Here is a 15,629-nt window from a genome sequence, read left to right on the forward strand (position 1 = left end):
GAAAAGCTGATTGGCAACTAATCTCTAATCACCAATCAACTATTCTCTAATTTTTAGTTATTACCGGCAGCTTTTTTACCTTTTGCTTTAGCTACTACTTCGTCCTGTACGTTACGTGGTGCTTCAGCATAGTGATCAAACTCCATGGTTGAAGTAGCACGGCCAGAAGTAATGGTACGTAACTGGGTTACATAACCAAACATTTCTGAAAGTGGTACAGTTGCTTTAATAACCTGTGCACCGGCACGTGAATCCATACCTAAAAGCTGGCCACGACGACGGTTCATGTCACCGATAACATCACCCATGTTTTCTTCAGGGGTAAGGATCTCGATTTTCATGATCGGCTCAAGCAATACTGGTTTACATTTTGGCAATGCCTCGCGGTAAGCCATCTTAGCAGCTAACTCGAAAGATAGCGCGTCTGAATCGACTGCGTGGAATGAACCATCAATTAAACGTACTTTTAAGCTTGTTAATGGATAACCGGCTAATACACCGTTTACCATTGAAGCTTCGAAGCCTTTTTGTACAGATGGGATAAACTCACGAGGGATTGAACCACCGCTAATTTCATTCACAAACTGTAAGCCTTCTTTACCTTCATCATTTGGAGAAAGGATAACCTGGATATCAGCAAATTTACCACGACCACCGGTTTGTTTCTTGTATGTTTCGCGGTGTTGGATAGTACCTGTGATAGATTCTTTGTAAGCTACCTGTGGAGCACCCTGGTTAACCTCAACTTTAAACTCACGTTTTAAGCGGTCCATGATGATATCTAAGTGAAGCTCGCCCATACCTGAAATTACAGTTTGGCCGGTTTCTTCGTCAGAGTTTACACGGAAGGTTGGATCCTCTTCGGCTAATTTACCTAAAGCCATGCCTAATTTATCAACGTCGGCCTGAGTTTTAGGCTCAATTGCCAAACCGATAACCGGCTCAGGGAAGTTCATTGACTCAAGGATGATCGGGTGTTTCTCATCGCAAAGGGTATCTCCAGTTTTAATATCTTTAAAGCCTACTACCGCAGCAATATCACCTGCACCTACGTTAGGGATAGGGTTTTGCTTGTTAGCGTGCATCTGGAAGATACGAGAGATACGCTCTTTGTTATCTGAACGCATGTTGTGAACGTATGAACCGGCTTCAAGGTTACCTGAGTAAACACGGATAAAGCACAAACGACCTACAAAAGGATCGGTTGCGATTTTAAATGCTAAAGCTGCAAATGGCTCTTTAACATCTGGTTTACGCAAGATTTCTTCGCCTGTATCAGGGTTAGTACCGATGATACCTTCAACATCCATAGGTGATGGCAATAATTCCATCACATAATCAAGCATGGTTTGTACGCCTTTGTTTTTGAATGATGAACCGCAAACCATAGGAACGATCTTAGCATCCAAAACTGCTTTACGTAAAGCGTCAAGCACTTCGCGCTCAGTAATAGTTTCAGGAGCCTCGAAGAATTTTTCCATCAGGCTTTCGTCATACTCAGCTACTGATTCAAGCAATTTCTCTCTCCACTCGGTAGCTTCTTCAACCATATCTTCAGGAATTGGCACTTCGGTAAAGGTCATACCTTTATCGTGCTCATTCCAAACGATACCTCTCCAGTTAATCAGGTCAACAACACCTTTAAAGTGTTCTTCGGCACCAATTGGTAATTGAAGTGGCACAGCGTTGCTGCCCAGCATGCTTTTAACTTGTTTAACAACGTTCAGGAAATCAGCACCAGAACGGTCCATCTTGTTAACGAAACCGATACGGGCAACGTTATAGTTGTTAGCAAGCCTCCAGTTGGTTTCAGATTGTGGCTCAACGCCATCAACCGCGCTAAAAAGGAACACCAAACCGTCAAGTACACGTAATGAACGGTTTACCTCTACAGTAAAGTCCACGTGACCCGGGGTATCAATGATGTTCATGTGATAGTTATGGCCTCTGTATTTCCAGTTAACGGTAGTTGCAGCCGATGTGATGGTAATACCACGTTCCTGCTCCTGTGCCATCCAGTCCATTGTAGCGGCACCTTCGTGTACCTCACCAATTTTGTGGCTTACACCAGCATAGTAAAGGATACGTTCGGTAGTGGTAGTTTTACCAGCATCAATGTGAGCGGCAATACCTATATTTCTTGTATATCTAAGATCTCTTGACATTTTTGTTTTTTTATGATTACACCGATTATGTTATGATTTCACTGATTTATTATGATTATACCTAAAAGGCGCAATCATAGTAAATCAATATAATCTTAATATATAATCGGTGTAATCCTTTTATATCGGTGTAATCCTTAATTAGAATCTGAAGTGTGAGAACGCTTTGTTAGCCTCAGCCATTTTGTGCGTATCTTCTTTCTTCTTAACAGCGGCACCTTCGCCTTTTGCAGCAGAGATGATTTCACCTGCTAATTTCTCCATCATGGTTTTTTCACCGCGACGACGGGCATAGCTGATTAACCATTTCATACCTAAAGCTACTTTACGCTCAGGACGAACCTCTGTAGGTACCTGAAAGTTAGCACCACCTACACGGCGGCTTTTTACTTCAACAGCAGGCATTACATTGTTTAAAGCTTTTTTCCAGGTTTCTAAGCCGTTTTCGCTTGTCTTTTTCTCAACAATTTCAACAGCGTTGTAAAAAATAGCGTATGCGGTTGATTTTTTACCATCATACATCATGTTGTTTACAAACCTTGTTACCAAAGTATCATTGAACTTTGGATCAGGAAGGATAATTCTCTTTTTTGGTTTTGACTTTCTCATTGCTTTCTATCCTCCTTAATTATTTCTTTTTACCTTTTGTTGGCGCTGCTGCTACCTGACCTGGTTTAGGACGTTTGGTACCATATTTTGAACGACGTTGGTTACGGCCAGCTACACCTGATGTATCCAGTGCACCACGGATGATGTGGTAACGTACACCTGGTAAGTCTTTAACACGACCACCGCGGATCAAAACGATAGAGTGCTCCTGTAAGTTGTGACCTTCACCTGGGATGTAAGCGTTTACTTCTTTACCGTTGGTTAAGCGCACACGGGCAACTTTACGCATTGCTGAGTTTGGTTTTTTAGGGGTAGTGGTATACACGCGTGTGCATACGCCTCTTCGCTGTGGACAGCTGTCCAACGCTGGTGACTTACTCTTGTCAACCAGAGCTACTCTACCTTTTCTAACTAATTGCTGAATAGTAGGCATTTCTTGCTTTTTTGTCTAATAATTTTATCCCGCATTTCGGGACTGCAAAAGTACGAACATTATTTTTGATTTTCAAGTAGTTGTGTGAAAGTTTTTTTGAGGGGAAGAAGTCACTGCAAAGTTAACCCGAAACGTCATTGCGAGGAACGAAGCAATCCCAAACCTACAGGGCGGACCTGCTAATAGGGGATTGCTTCGTTCCTCGCAATGACGCCTTTTTATAATTACTTTTAATAACAATCTGCAAAATCATCGTAATCATCTTTAATCAACGGCACAAAAAAGGGCCGGTTACCGATGTGACCTGGTTTAGGAAACAGCGGCCCGGCCCGTAATGCTTTATATAATGATTTAATTAGGGAACTTATTCTTTTACCCTGTTCCAGGTGTCACGATTAAAAGCCAATACCTTGGTAGGGGTGCCACTGGCATCTTTGCTGAACTTTAATGGAAAGCCAAAAGGTTGATTTAAAAACAGCACATCTGATAGTGGTTTAAAATTGATCTCCTTACCATCCCATGATTGTTTGAGTGTTAAACCATCGGGAATAGCGGTAATCGTTAAAAAAAGATCAGCCCGTTCGTCCGATTGATATTTGCCTGCTAAAACCTTTATTTGTTCGGGCTTTAGTTGTACTTCTCTGGGAGGGGTATAGCTTTTTATTTTCAAGAATATTTGTCTGCCACCTAACGAAACCTGGTTAATCTCTCCCGCCTCATTCTTTGAAAATACAACCGGGATCTTTTCATCGCCGTCATCGTCTAAAAGTTCAAACTCAAGATCCGATTTTCGGGTTAAGGTTAGTTTTTGATCTCCCCCCAATTGTTGGGCAATTAATTTATCGCCATCAACAATAAGCTTGTAAACCCTAAACTCGTTCTCTTTTAACTGGTAAATGCCCTCAAAGGCTTTGAGTTGGGTATCAGTAGTAATAGTTGTTGAATGTTTGGGGCTTTTGGCTATAGTTGTGACTGTGCTTGTCACAAGTAGTAAAGCGAATGTAGCTATAAATGCAAACCTGCATATATAGCCCGTAGTAGTTTTAATGCTGGTCATTTTTGATAGGTTTATAATGTTGAATCAAATCTACAAAAAATGATTTTGGAAAATCAAATTTTACAGAATTAAATTTTGTTAAATTTATTTTTATCGTTTTAAATTCTGATTTTAATGTATTTTTAATTTAAGGCCACAATAAAATTCGGTGTCGAATAAATCAGATGGACATAAAGAGAGCGCCGGTAAAAACCGGCGCCCTCTTTCATCACTCACTAAAACTACTTATATAGAAAACTTAAATTAACAATCTTAATAACCGCGGCCGTGATAATGGCCGTGATCGTCACCGTCATGGTAACCATTATTATAACCGTTGTTATATCCGTTACGGTACCTGTGGTGGTGACCATAATCTTCACGTACCACACAACCTGAGGTTACTGATATTACTGCTGATATTAATAGTGCCAAAGCAACAAATTTCCTTTTCATGGCGTAAATTCTTTAATCCATCATCTTTATTGAAGATGTACACCTATATGACTGATGGAAATAGAAAAGGATTAATGAGGAATTACTTATTGTAATTTTTTTGAGCGCCTGAGAACGGGCTTTTCAATTATAGTATAAAATAAAGCAGCAAAACATACACATGATAAAATGGTTAGCCCAAAAAGGATTATTGGATTTGATAAGTGGGCTTTAGCAAATTTCAGAAAGAAAAATATGGCTATGGTATGTGTGAGGTACAAAGAGTATGAGATATTACCCAAAAACAGGAACGGCCTGTAAGGTCTTTTGTTAAATAAAAGGATAATTAACGTAGTAACAAAGGGCAATACGCCTGTTATGATAGAAACTTTCCATGCAACAATGGCGCAAAAAACAGTAAGGTAGATTGTTGCTGTTTGAGGCCTGATCTTATTAATTAAACACATAAACCCAATGTAGCCCGCAGCAAAATCGTACCAATAGGTAAATACAAGATCACGTATATTAAGTTTAGCAAACACACATATTACACTTATGCTGCAAACTATTAAAATAGATACCGCAGGTTTACAACGCATTAACAACGAAAAAAACAGGCCTAACAAAATGTAATATTGAAATTCAATTGCTAATGTCCAGAAGATGGGTGAATACCAGCTGTAATTTTTAAACAGCGGAGCAATATGAAATATATTTACCGCAAATTGCCTGATATCAAAGCTTTGCCAAGGCACAATGCCCAATATAAAAAGCAGGGCAATAGCCGCCCAATAAGGAGGCTCGATCCTGAACAGCCTTTTTAATATGAAGTTTGGAAATTTGGCAAGGGTATAATTGATCTTACTCAACGAATAAGGAAGAACAAAACCGGATATCACAAAAAATATTGAAACGCCGAGTTGACCGCTCATAAACAGCTGTTTGATAAGTGGACTATATGTTTCTGCATTCATTATATAATAATGAGTGATACATACACCTAACGCAGCTAATCCTCTTAATAAAACGATACTATCTATCTTACTTTGATGTTTAAACACCCCCGAATATCTGATAAATATTTGTTTAATGAAATGGGGTGGTAACTATATTAAAAAAAGAAAGATTGCTTTTGATGGCGACGTTAAAAATTAATATGTTATGCAATGGAGGTTTATTGATTATCAATTATATTGATACTTTCCCTGTATTCCTGCTGAATAATGAGCAGGCAATTGGCGCACAAACACCCATCATACAACTCGCTCACGTATTGCACCTCGTTAATGGTAAGCTGTACAGTACTGCACTGGCACTTGGTGAATGAATTGGCTTTACATTCAAAAGGCGTTTCGCAACGTTCGCAACGGATGATCTCGTGTTTGTGCATTCTTTTAAGTCCGAAAGCCGGTAAAGTCCGCAAGTCCGGAAGATCGGTGCGGAAACGGTTAGTCAAAAGTATTAATTAAATGCAAGTAGAATGTCAACGAAATCCCACTAAAAGTAAAAGCCCATAAATCGAAGTTCATGGGCTTTGAAAGTTATCTTACGGACTTGCGTACTTTCCTACTTCCGGACTAATAAAAACCTACGCTGAACAAGTCACACAGCCCTCTTCCATTGAGCAGGTTGGGCCTGCAGGAATTTCGTCGGCAACGGCGTCAACAACGGCCGGGATAACTGGATCCATGTTTTTGCCGCCCTGGTTTTCAACCGTAAATTTAACCGCTTGCGACGCTGCTTGTGTACGCAGGTAATACATACCTGTTTTCAATCCTTTTTTCCATGCGTAGAAGTGCATTGAAGTCAATTTTGAAGCGTTTGGCGAGTTGATGAACAGGTTCAATGATTGCGACTGGCAAATGTACGCGCCCCTGTCGGCAGCCATATCAATAATGCTGCGCATCTTGATCTCCCAAACAGTTTTGTACAATGCTTTGATATCAGCAGGGATTTCAGCTATTTCCTGGATAGAGCCGTTTGCGCTAATGATTTTATCTTTCATGCTGGTGCTCCACAGGCCAAGGTTAACCAAATCGCGCAGCAGGTATTTGTTTACTACAATGAACTCACCGCTCAATACACGACGGGTGTATATGTTTGAAGTATATGGTTCAAAGCACTCGTTGTTACCCAATATTTGTGATGTAGAAGCAGTTGGCATCGGTGCAACCAATAATGAGTTACGTACACCATGGTTCATTACATCTAAACGCAGGTTTTCCCAATCCCAACGGCCGCTTTCCGGTTTTACACCCCACAGGTCAAACTGGAATTTACCTTGTGACAGCGGTGAGCCTTTGAAAGTTTCATAAGCGCCATCTTTTATCGCCATATCTTTTGAAGCTGTCATAGCTGCAAAGTAGATGGTTTCGAAGATCTCGATGTTTAGTTTTTTAGCTTCATCGCTTTCAAACGGCATACGCAGTTGAATGAAAGTATCAGCCAAGCCCTGTACACCTAAACCAATAGGACGGTGGCGCAGATTTGAGTATTCAGCTTCTTTAACCGGGTAGTAGTTACCATCAATGATCCGGTTAAGGTTGATGGTGGCCTGGTAAGTTACTTCATACAGTTTATCATGATCAAACGCGCCGTTACTGATGTAACGTGGCAACGCCAATGATGCAAGATTACAAACAGCTACTTCGTTTGCATCGGTATACTCGATGATCTCGGTGCAAAGGTTTGAGCTTTTAATGGTACCCAGGTTTTGCTGGTTTGATTTACCGTTGGCAGCATCTTTATATAATAAGTATGGCGTACCGGTTTCAACCTGTGCATCTAACACTGCAAACCAAAGTTCCTGCGCTTTTACAGTACGGCGCTGACGGCCTTCTTTTTCATATTTGGTGTACAGTTCTTCAAATTCTTTACCCCAGCAATCGGCTAAGCCCGGTGCTTCGTGCGGACAGAATAAGCTCCAGTCTTCATTGGCCTCAACACGCTGCATAAACAGGTCAGATACCCAAAGGGCATAAAACAAGTCGCGGGCACGCATTTCTTCTTTACCGTGGTTTTTACGCAGGTCAAGGAACTCAAAGATATCAGCATGCCATGGCTCTAAGTACACAGCAAAAGCGCCTTTACGTTTACCTCCGCCCTGATCAACATAACGTGCGGTATCATTAAATACACGCAGCATTGGGATGATACCGTTGCTGGTACCGTTAGTGCCGCTGATGTATGAACCTGTAGCCCTTACATTGTGGATGCTTAAACCAATACCACCCGCGCTTTGCGAAATTTTAGCGGTTTGTTTCAGTGTGTCATAAATGCCTTCGATGCTATCATCTTTCATGGTTAACAGGAAACATGACGACATTTGTGGTTTTGGCGTACCGGCATTAAACAAGGTTGGCGTAGCATGTGTAAACCAGCGCTCGCTCATTAAATGGTATGTTTTAATGGCACTTTCAATATCGTGTTTATGGATACCCACCGATACGCGCATGAATAAATGCTGCGGGCGCTCGGCGATTTTACCGTCGATCTTTAACAAGTATGATTTTTCAAGGGTTTTAAAACCAAAGTAGTCAAAACCAAAGTCGCGGTCATAAATGATCGTGCTGTCAAGTAACTCAGCATTTTCCTTGATCACTTCCCACACATCATCAGCGATAAGCGACGCGTCTTTACCGGTTTTCTTGTCAACATATTCATGCAGGAGGCGCATGGTTTCTGAAAACGATTTAATGGTGTTTTTATGCAGGTTTGATACCGCGATACGTGATGCCAGCAAAGCATAATCGGGGTGCTTGGTGGTTAGTGAAGCGGCGGTTTCTGCTGCCAGGTTATCCAGCTCGGAGGTGGTAACGCCGTCGAACAAACCTTCAATTACCTTTTTAGCCACATCAATTGGATCAACTAATTGAAACCCGTAGCACAGTTTTTCAATACGTGCGGTGATCTTATCAAATTTTACGGACTCTCTTCTCCCGTCTCTTTTTACTACGAACATTTTTGCCCCTCCTTGCCCCGTTAAAAGCGAAGCTTTTTTAGTTAATATTATTGTGATTTGATTGTTTTCCTGAACCTTGATTCTAAACCTTGATTTTCCTGATTTGAGGATTTCCTGATGCAAAGATTCAACCTAATCTCTGACCTCCAATCTCTAAATCTAAAAATCATCATCCAGCGAAAAGCTTTTGCTTTCGGCCGATGCGTTTAGCACACCACTTTTTTGATAGTCGCCTACGCGTTTTTCAAAGAAGTTTGTTTTACCCTGTAACGAGATCATTTCCATGAAATCGAACGGATTGGTTGCGTTATAAAATTTATCGTAACCCAATTCGCCCAACCATCTGTCGGCCACAAACTCAATGTACTGGCTCATTAGCTTGGCATTCATTCCTATCAGGTTAACCGGTAATGCCTCGGTTATAAATTCTTTTTCTATCTCTACCGCATCGGTAATGATCTTGGTAACCTGTTCCTGCGGTAGTTTGTTTTCAAGCATGCCATATAATAAGCAGGCGAATTCGCAATGCGAGCCTTCATCACGAGAGATCAGCTCGTTGCTGAAAGTTAAACCCGGCATCAGGCCACGTTTTTTAAGCCAGAATATAGAACAGAAGCTGCCTGAAAAGAAGATCCCTTCAACAGCTGCGAATGCAACCAAACGCTCGGCAAAGTTGCCGTTGTTGATCCACTTCAATGCCCACTCGGCTTTTTTGCCAACGCATGGCACAGTTTCGATAGCATGGAAAAGACGATCTTTCTCGGCGGGATCTTTTACGTAGGTGTCTATCAGCAGGGCATAGGTTTCAGAGTGAATGTTTTCCATCATGATCTGGAAACCGTAAAAGCAGCGTGCTTCGGGCAATTGTACTTCGCTCATGAAGTTTACCGCCAGGTTCTCGTTCACAATGCCATCGCTTGCGGCAAAAAAAGCGAGTACATGCGAGATAAAATGTTTCTCGCCCGAATTAAGACTTTCCCAATGTTTGATGTCGTCTGATAGGTCGATTTCCTCGGCGGTCCAGAAGCTGGCCTCCGCTTTTTTATACATCTCCCAAATTGCGGGATACTTGATGGGAAGGATAACAAACCGGTCCTTGTTTTCCCGTAGTAATAATTCGTTTTCCAAACTCATTGGTGTCTACTTTATTAGTTTCTTTCTTCAATCAGGTATTCAGACACGAAAGCAAGCCCTACTTTTCAATAAAGCTTTAAATTTTGATGCCTTCGGATCATTCCTTAGCAACTGTATTGTGTAACTTTCTGACAGTCAGTTATTTAATTAGAAGTTGACGAGTGCTTCTGGCCGCCGGCTGAATGCCTTTTTTATTACCTTGCTGAGCAAAGTTAATGTTTGAGTTGTGTAGTTGTGAATGATAGTTTTTCACAAACCCCCGAGTTATCCACACTTTATCGGCACTTGTTATATTGATGGAAAATTAACGGACTTGAAAACAGCCGATTAAAAATTTGATTGAAATTCGGAGGCCTTTATACTTGCGGATTACGATAATTTAACATTATAAATTACTTGACTTAACACCGACAATTATTGCCAATAATGAAATGCTTTTGCTTGCGGCAGGTATCAATATTTAAATGTGAAATTAAAAGGTCACTGCAGGCCGGTATGTGGAAAACAATTACGCCCGTTAATCATGAATCAACGGGCGTATTCCTGAAAGTTTTACGAATTATTTTGCGTCCTCAACCGGAACAAATTTCATCGACACTGAATTTACACAATGGCGGGTGTTTTTAGCGGTCATGTACTCACCCTCAAACACGTGGCCCAGGTGAGCGCCGCAATTTGCACACAGGATTTCTACCCTGCGGCCATCGGCGTCTACCTCGCGGCGTACAGCTCCTTCAATTTCGTCGTCAAAACTTGGCCAGCCGCAAAATGATTCAAACTTATCTTCCGATCGATACAGCGGCGCATCGCAGCGTTTGCAAACGTATAAACCTTGTGCCTTATTGTTCAGTAAAGAACCGGTGAACGGCCTTTCGGTACCTTTGTATAATATTACCCTTTCTTCTTCGGGCGTTAATTGATTGTACTCCATATTTTTTGTTGGGATTACACAGATTTTTCTTGATGATCTCACCGATCGGGAAACTCCATCTGGTGTTTTGATCTACCATAAAGATACGACAATTTAGGTCGATATAATGTTTTGCAGGCTGATGTTTACACTGGTTTGACGGGCGAGCTGCAGATGTGTTGATGTGCAGATTTCAGATATGCGGATTGCTGAAAACAAATAACTCCTGCGGGCTTAATATCCCGCGTCCAGTTTTTTTAATAATTCAAGGCCTTTATTCCATTCGCCATAACCTGCTGATACATTTATATGGCCGGCATCACCAATGTTCACAACTTCACTGCCCCAACTGTCTGCAAATAATGAAGCACGTTCCGGGCTCACGTAAAAATCATTGTTACTAACTACAGTTGTTGATTTGAATGGTAGTTTACCTAAGGGCACCGGCGTAAAGCCAATTGTGCCGGTTGGATAACTATCTGCCTCAGTATCGCTTGGCGCAACCAATAATGCACCTTTTATCTTGATGTTATATTCTGTGGCCCACCGGGCTATAGCAGCACAACCCAGGCTGTGACCAACTAAAATCACATTTGCCGGTTCAAGGCGCTTTACATAATCATTTATTGTTTTTACCCAATCGCTACAAACCGGGGTTTCCCAGTCCTGCTGTTCAATACCGGTAAAATTGAACTGTTTTTCCCAAATACTTTGCCAGTGTTGTGGTCCTGAATTACCCAATCCCGGGTGTATAAGAATATCAGAGTTGAAAGTCATAGTTTTAGTAAGATGTTTGAAATAATCTAATAATTGAAAGCTCAATATATCAATTTTTAAGCAGTTGCCCATGTTAGGCTAAAGCAGTTAAGCTCTCGCTTTAGGGAGCTTGGGTCCCTCTGCTATTTGTTTGATTACTTCATTTCGCTTTAATAGCAGACTCGTCATATAATTTGACAGAAACAAATAATTAACGGCATCGCCCCAAATCCCACCTGGCGATTCGAAGGTAAAAATATCCCGCATCATGGTTTGGTTAAGGATAGGATAAAAATAATGCTCATGAGTAAAGCTTTTGAAAGCGCCCTCAACCTGGATATCGGTAAAGTAATTTGGATATTCCATTTCAGTGATCTTTGAGGTAAGGTTTTGCCATATGCCGAAATGCTTTGCCCGCCAGGTAACAGTTTCGCCAAGCTCAATCAAGCCGGTTGTACGCCCGGCAATAGCTCGTTCGCCAGTATGTTTTGTCGATTCCACATGTACATCGATGTTACGGGCAATGTCAAATACTTTTTCAACAGGCGCATTAATATGGGTAGCAAGCAGAATTTGTGATGGCATATAGTATAAAAGAGCCTGTCGTTTAACGACAGCCCAAATATAGTGTTACGCATTACAAATAATCAGCGTAATCATTAAAATCAAAAAACAATCAACGGTTAAAACTCCGCATTCTTAGGAAACCTTGGGAAAGGAATCACATCGCGGATGTTGCTCATGCCGGTAACAAACAGCACCAAACGCTCAAAACCCAAACCAAAGCCGGCATGCGGACAAGAACCGAAACGGCGGGTATCCAAATACCACCAGAGCTCTTCGGTAGGGATACCCATTTCGTTCATGCGTTGTTCAAGCTTGTCTAAACGTTCTTCACGTTGTGAACCACCTACAATTTCGCCAATGCCCGGGAACAGGATGTCCATGGCGCGCACAGTTTTGCCATCGTCGTTCTGACGCATGTAAAACGCTTTGATCTCCTTTGGATAATCGGTCAGGATCACCGGCTTTTTAAAGTGTTTTTCGACCAGGTAACGCTCATGCTCGCTCTGCAGGTCGGTACCCCAGCCTTCAACAGGATAAACAAATTTTTTCTTTTTGTTCGGGGTAGATTCTTTCAGGATGTCGATCGCCTCGGTATAAGTTAGGCGCTCGAAATCGTTATTTAAGCAAAACTGCAGTTTTTCAAGCAGCGTCATTTCTGAGCGCTCATTTTGCGGTTTGGTTTTTTCCTCTTCAGTTAGGCGTTGGGTTAAAAATTCGATGTCATCGGCATTTTTATCCAAAGCGTATTTGATCACATATTTCAGCATGTCCTCGGCGAGGTCCATGTTGTCAACCAGATCGTTAAACGCTACTTCCGGCTCAATCATCCAAAACTCGGCCAGGTGGCGTGTGGTGTTTGAATTTTCGGCACGGAAAGTTGGGCCGAATGTATAAATATCACTCAGGGCCATAGCACCAAGTTCACCTTCCAGCTGACCGGATACCGTTAAGTTAGTAGCACGACCAAAAAAGTCTTGTTTAAAGTCAATCTCGCCGGTATCTGTTTTTGGGATGTTATCCAAATCGAAGTTGGTAACGTGAAAAGTTTCGCCCGCGCCTTCAGCATCTGAAGCCGTAATTACAGGGGTATGCAGGTAAACAAAACCACGTTCCTGGAAAAACTGGTGCACCGCGAATGCCAGGCTGTTACGCACCCTGAAAATAGCGCCAAACGTACTGGTACGGAAACGCAGGTGGGCGTTTTCCCTCAAAAACTCAAGGCTATGCTTTTTAGGCTGGATAGGATATTTTTCAGGATCGCTATCGCCTAAAATCTCAATCTCAGTTGCAACAACCTCAACTGTTTGGCCTTTACCTAAAGATGCTATCAATTTACCCTGAACACTAAGTGCTGCACCAACGGTGATGCGTTTAAGTAATGCCGGGTCGGTATTTTCAAAATCAACAACTACCTGGATGTTATTATTAGTTGAGCCATCATTCAAAGCAATAAAACGATTTGAACGGAATGCACGCACCCATCCTTTAACTGTTACATCAATTTCGGTTTGCTGGCTTTGCAGCAATGCTTTGATCTTAGTTCGCTGACTCATATCATGTATAATTTTTAGAGTCGCAAAAATACAATTAATTATGAAAGCGCACTTTGAAACATGAGCTAAAAAACATTAGCATGTTAACACGGAAAGATATATCCGGAGAAAGGGGGAAAGGGAAACCAGCGACTAATACATAGCCGGGAACGCGAAGTATCCCGGCTATTTCTTTTCGACGCTTACTTGTTTGTAACCATGATTGTGTCACGGAGCAACGTGTTTGTCGTCGCGCCGCCTACCATAATAGTGTCTTTGCTTTTATTCAATGACTGGTTGGTAATGCTTTTTTTTGCACTAACACTGTCTTGTTTTGGGGCTACGCCATTTTTTTGGCAGCCAGCAAATAACAGAAGTGATACTGAGGCGGTTAATAATAGAGCTTTTTTCATAAAACAAATTTACAACTAATACGAATGATAATTAAGCTTAGTTACAATTAATATAAAAGTTAATATTTGAGTTTAGCTTTAAACTTGCCCTCGCTAAAAGTAACCTTGTCCGGATGACTTTCGGTTTGGCTATCAATTACTTTCAGAAAACGTAATTCGAACAATCCCTGCAGTATTTTATCGGCCTGGTTGTACGAAATTATAGTTACCGAACTAAGATGGGTAGGGTCAGGTTTGTATCCGGCTAACGGGGAGCCGTTTTTTGTAATGTGGTAATAGTTTTCGTTTGCTTTGAGGGTATAATACCCAACACCATCAAACACAATTTTAAAACCTACCTGCTCTTCTTCACCTCCAATGGTGCTTTTTGCTGATATGGTAATGGTATCACCCATTATATTCGAACCGGAAGGATTAGCCTCCCATTTGATGTTGTTTTTTTGCGCAAGTATAAAATCGGGTATGACCGGAAAATTACAACAGTCCTTTTTTTTGCAGGCTGAAAAAAGCAGGGCCACGGCTATGGCTAATATCAAACAGGGATATTTCATTGCTTACTGATGACAGGTTAATAAATTGTACAGGAAATATAAAGATATTTAAAAGTAAGGCATATTATACGTGGTTTCAGTAAGTTTGCCGCTCATTTTGTTTTATCGCCTATGAATCCTAAAGTGAGCCTTGTTATTGGTATTTTATGTATTTCCTTTTCGCCGATATTTGTAAAGCTTGCCGGGGTATCACCTATAGGATCGGCATTTTACCGGGTGTTTATAGCCTGGATTTGTCTTGCTCCATTTTGTGTATTTAGGCAAAAACTAAAAATAGATAAAAAGCAATTGCTTATTTCCATAGCTGCGGGCATGGTTTTCGCCCTTGATATTGCAGTATGGAATATTTCGCTGTTAAAGATCAGCGCCACTGTATCAACCCTTATTGCCAACCTGGCCCCGGTTTGGGTGGGCCTGATGAGCTTCCTGTTTTTAAAAAAAGGATCAGGTCGGCTATTTTGGATAGGTACGCTCATTGCCATCGCCGGTATGGTTGTTTTGGTAGGTTATGAACATATTTTGCACATGGAACTTAATGCCGGCATACTGCTGGCTATACTCGCCAGTTTTTTTTATGCTACTTATATCATGATCACCAAAAATATTATGGCCGGTATTGATGTGTTTAGTTTTATGTTTTACAGTATGCTGAGCGCCAGTATTTTTTTGCTGGTAGTCAATGGATCTATGCATAACGATATTGTTCATCTTTCTTTAAAAGTTTGGCTTTGCTTTATAGGTATGGGGCTTATTTGCCAGTTAGCAGGCTGGCTAACCATCAATTACTCGTTACGTTATCTGGAACCAACCAGGGTTTCCATCGCTTTATTAAGCCAAACGGTTTTTGCCGGGCTGCTGGCTGCTTTTTTTCTGCATGAACGTTTAGGTTTTAATGAGATTGTTGGCAGCATAATTGTATTGGCGGGGATAGCGGTAACATTTTTAAAACCCCGAAATCAAAAAGCGAATACCTTGGTTTAAACGGGTTTAAGCGCAGTACAAATGAAGTTATATCATATCATGATGTTAATATCTTCAGTTCGCTTCGGTCGCAACGATTGAAGTACGATTTGTATAATTTTATTACTTTTCTAATACTTTAGCAGTATTTAATGTAACCCTATTGC

The 15,629-nt window shown here is 41.3% G+C and carries 16 protein-coding genes; 1 reads left to right on the forward strand and 15 read right to left on the reverse strand.

Annotation, left to right across the window (positions count from 1 at the left end; genetic code table 11):
• Positions 1-53 precede the first annotated feature (53 nt).
• The 15 genes from fusA to ABIC84_RS09250 all read right to left on the reverse strand — a co-directional run bounded on the left by fusA (position 54) and on the right by ABIC84_RS09250 (position 14,502).
• A complete protein-coding gene (gene fusA / locus ABIC84_RS09180) occupies positions 54-2,165 on the reverse strand; it encodes an elongation factor G (protein WP_426584350.1) in 2,112 nt (703 codons plus the stop codon).
• Between the two features lie 141 nt (positions 2,166-2,306).
• Positions 2,307-2,774 (reverse strand): 30S ribosomal protein S7, encoded by a 468-nt coding sequence (gene rpsG, locus ABIC84_RS09185; protein WP_110585619.1) that lies wholly within the window; start codon positions 2,772-2,774, stop codon positions 2,307-2,309.
• A gap of 19 nt (positions 2,775-2,793) precedes the next feature.
• Complete coding sequence (rpsL, locus tag ABIC84_RS09190) at positions 2,794-3,207, reverse strand: 30S ribosomal protein S12 (RefSeq protein WP_073405808.1); 414 nt, start codon at positions 3,205-3,207, stop codon at positions 2,794-2,796.
• 364 nt (positions 3,208-3,571) lie between these two features.
• Positions 3,572-4,264: a hypothetical protein gene (locus tag ABIC84_RS09195; RefSeq protein ID WP_426584353.1), complete on the reverse strand. Its 693-nt coding sequence runs from the start codon at positions 4,262-4,264 to the stop codon at positions 3,572-3,574.
• A gap of 252 nt (positions 4,265-4,516) precedes the next feature.
• Positions 4,517-4,699 (reverse strand): hypothetical protein, encoded by a 183-nt coding sequence (locus tag ABIC84_RS09200; protein ID WP_426584355.1) that lies wholly within the window; start codon positions 4,697-4,699, stop codon positions 4,517-4,519.
• Positions 4,700-4,785: 86 nt separating this feature from the next.
• Entirely contained in the window at positions 4,786-5,739 is a 954-nt protein-coding gene (locus ABIC84_RS09205) for an acyltransferase family protein (RefSeq protein ID WP_429263412.1), read from the reverse strand.
• A gap of 113 nt (positions 5,740-5,852) precedes the next feature.
• The gene (locus ABIC84_RS09210; RefSeq protein WP_429263413.1) at positions 5,853-6,134 is read right to left on the reverse strand and encodes a cysteine-rich CWC family protein; all 282 of its coding nucleotides are present in this window, start codon (positions 6,132-6,134) and stop codon (positions 5,853-5,855) included.
• A 132-nt stretch (positions 6,135-6,266) separates the two neighbouring features.
• Complete coding sequence (locus ABIC84_RS09215; protein WP_429263414.1) at positions 6,267-8,639, reverse strand: ribonucleoside-diphosphate reductase subunit alpha; 2,373 nt, start codon at positions 8,637-8,639, stop codon at positions 6,267-6,269.
• Positions 8,640-8,798: 159 nt separating this feature from the next.
• Positions 8,799-9,773 (reverse strand): ribonucleoside-diphosphate reductase small subunit, encoded by a 975-nt coding sequence (locus ABIC84_RS09220; protein ID WP_426584363.1) that lies wholly within the window; start codon positions 9,771-9,773, stop codon positions 8,799-8,801.
• Positions 9,774-10,332: 559 nt separating this feature from the next.
• Positions 10,333-10,704, reverse strand: a complete 372-nt coding sequence (locus tag ABIC84_RS09225; RefSeq protein ID WP_090531310.1) for a methionine-R-sulfoxide reductase — start codon at positions 10,702-10,704, stop codon at positions 10,333-10,335.
• A 213-nt stretch (positions 10,705-10,917) separates the two neighbouring features.
• Positions 10,918-11,460 carry an RBBP9/YdeN family alpha/beta hydrolase gene (locus tag ABIC84_RS09230; protein ID WP_429263415.1) on the reverse strand — a complete coding sequence of 181 codons (543 nt, stop codon included), beginning with the start codon at positions 11,458-11,460 and terminating at the stop codon, positions 10,918-10,920.
• A gap of 87 nt (positions 11,461-11,547) precedes the next feature.
• The gene (locus ABIC84_RS09235) at positions 11,548-12,024 is read right to left on the reverse strand and encodes an SRPBCC family protein (protein ID WP_429263416.1); all 477 of its coding nucleotides are present in this window, start codon (positions 12,022-12,024) and stop codon (positions 11,548-11,550) included.
• 98 nt (positions 12,025-12,122) lie between these two features.
• A complete protein-coding gene (asnS, locus tag ABIC84_RS09240) occupies positions 12,123-13,559 on the reverse strand; it encodes an asparagine--tRNA ligase (RefSeq protein WP_426584369.1) in 1,437 nt (478 codons plus the stop codon).
• Positions 13,560-13,741: 182 nt separating this feature from the next.
• On the reverse strand, positions 13,742-13,951 hold the full coding sequence (locus ABIC84_RS09245; protein WP_090530211.1) for a hypothetical protein: 210 nt from the start codon (positions 13,949-13,951) through the stop codon (positions 13,742-13,744).
• A 59-nt stretch (positions 13,952-14,010) separates the two neighbouring features.
• A complete protein-coding gene (locus ABIC84_RS09250) occupies positions 14,011-14,502 on the reverse strand; it encodes a hypothetical protein (protein ID WP_429263417.1) in 492 nt (163 codons plus the stop codon).
• Between the two features lie 111 nt (positions 14,503-14,613).
• Between ABIC84_RS09250 and ABIC84_RS09255 the strand changes: the two genes are divergently transcribed.
• A complete protein-coding gene (locus tag ABIC84_RS09255; protein WP_429263418.1) occupies positions 14,614-15,483 on the forward strand; it encodes a DMT family transporter in 870 nt (289 codons plus the stop codon).
• The last annotated feature ends 146 nt before the right edge of the window (positions 15,484-15,629 follow it).

Source organism: Mucilaginibacter sp. 3215, from assembly GCF_050433785.1.
GTDB lineage: Bacteria > Bacteroidota > Bacteroidia > Sphingobacteriales > Sphingobacteriaceae > Mucilaginibacter.

What these genes read in the sequence shown, in the direction of transcription:
- ABIC84_RS09230 (WP_429263415.1), bottom strand. Translation starts at nt 11,460, where the DNA reads ATGACTTTCAACTCTGATATTCTTATACACCCGGGATTGGGTAATTCA.
- ABIC84_RS09195 (WP_426584353.1), bottom strand. Translation starts at nt 4,264, where the DNA reads ATGACCAGCATTAAAACTACTACGGGCTATATATGCAGGTTTGCATTT.
- rpsL (WP_073405808.1), bottom strand. Translation starts at nt 3,207, where the DNA reads ATGCCTACTATTCAGCAATTAGTTAGAAAAGGTAGAGTAGCTCTGGTT.
- ABIC84_RS09255 (WP_429263418.1), top strand. Translation starts at nt 14,614, where the DNA reads ATGAATCCTAAAGTGAGCCTTGTTATTGGTATTTTATGTATTTCCTTT.
- ABIC84_RS09250 (WP_429263417.1), bottom strand. Translation starts at nt 14,502, where the DNA reads ATGAAATATCCCTGTTTGATATTAGCCATAGCCGTGGCCCTGCTTTTT.
- rpsG (WP_110585619.1), bottom strand. Translation starts at nt 2,774, where the DNA reads ATGAGAAAGTCAAAACCAAAAAAGAGAATTATCCTTCCTGATCCAAAG.
- fusA (WP_426584350.1), bottom strand. Translation starts at nt 2,165, where the DNA reads ATGTCAAGAGATCTTAGATATACAAGAAATATAGGTATTGCCGCTCAC.
- ABIC84_RS09225 (WP_090531310.1), bottom strand. Translation starts at nt 10,704, where the DNA reads ATGGAGTACAATCAATTAACGCCCGAAGAAGAAAGGGTAATATTATAC.
- asnS (WP_426584369.1), bottom strand. Translation starts at nt 13,559, where the DNA reads ATGAGTCAGCGAACTAAGATCAAAGCATTGCTGCAAAGCCAGCAAACC.
- ABIC84_RS09200 (WP_426584355.1), bottom strand. Translation starts at nt 4,699, where the DNA reads ATGAAAAGGAAATTTGTTGCTTTGGCACTATTAATATCAGCAGTAATA.
- ABIC84_RS09235 (WP_429263416.1), bottom strand. Translation starts at nt 12,024, where the DNA reads ATGCCATCACAAATTCTGCTTGCTACCCATATTAATGCGCCTGTTGAA.
- ABIC84_RS09215 (WP_429263414.1), bottom strand. Translation starts at nt 8,639, where the DNA reads ATGTTCGTAGTAAAAAGAGACGGGAGAAGAGAGTCCGTAAAATTTGAT.
- ABIC84_RS09245 (WP_090530211.1), bottom strand. Translation starts at nt 13,951, where the DNA reads ATGAAAAAAGCTCTATTATTAACCGCCTCAGTATCACTTCTGTTATTT.
- ABIC84_RS09220 (WP_426584363.1), bottom strand. Translation starts at nt 9,773, where the DNA reads ATGAGTTTGGAAAACGAATTATTACTACGGGAAAACAAGGACCGGTTT.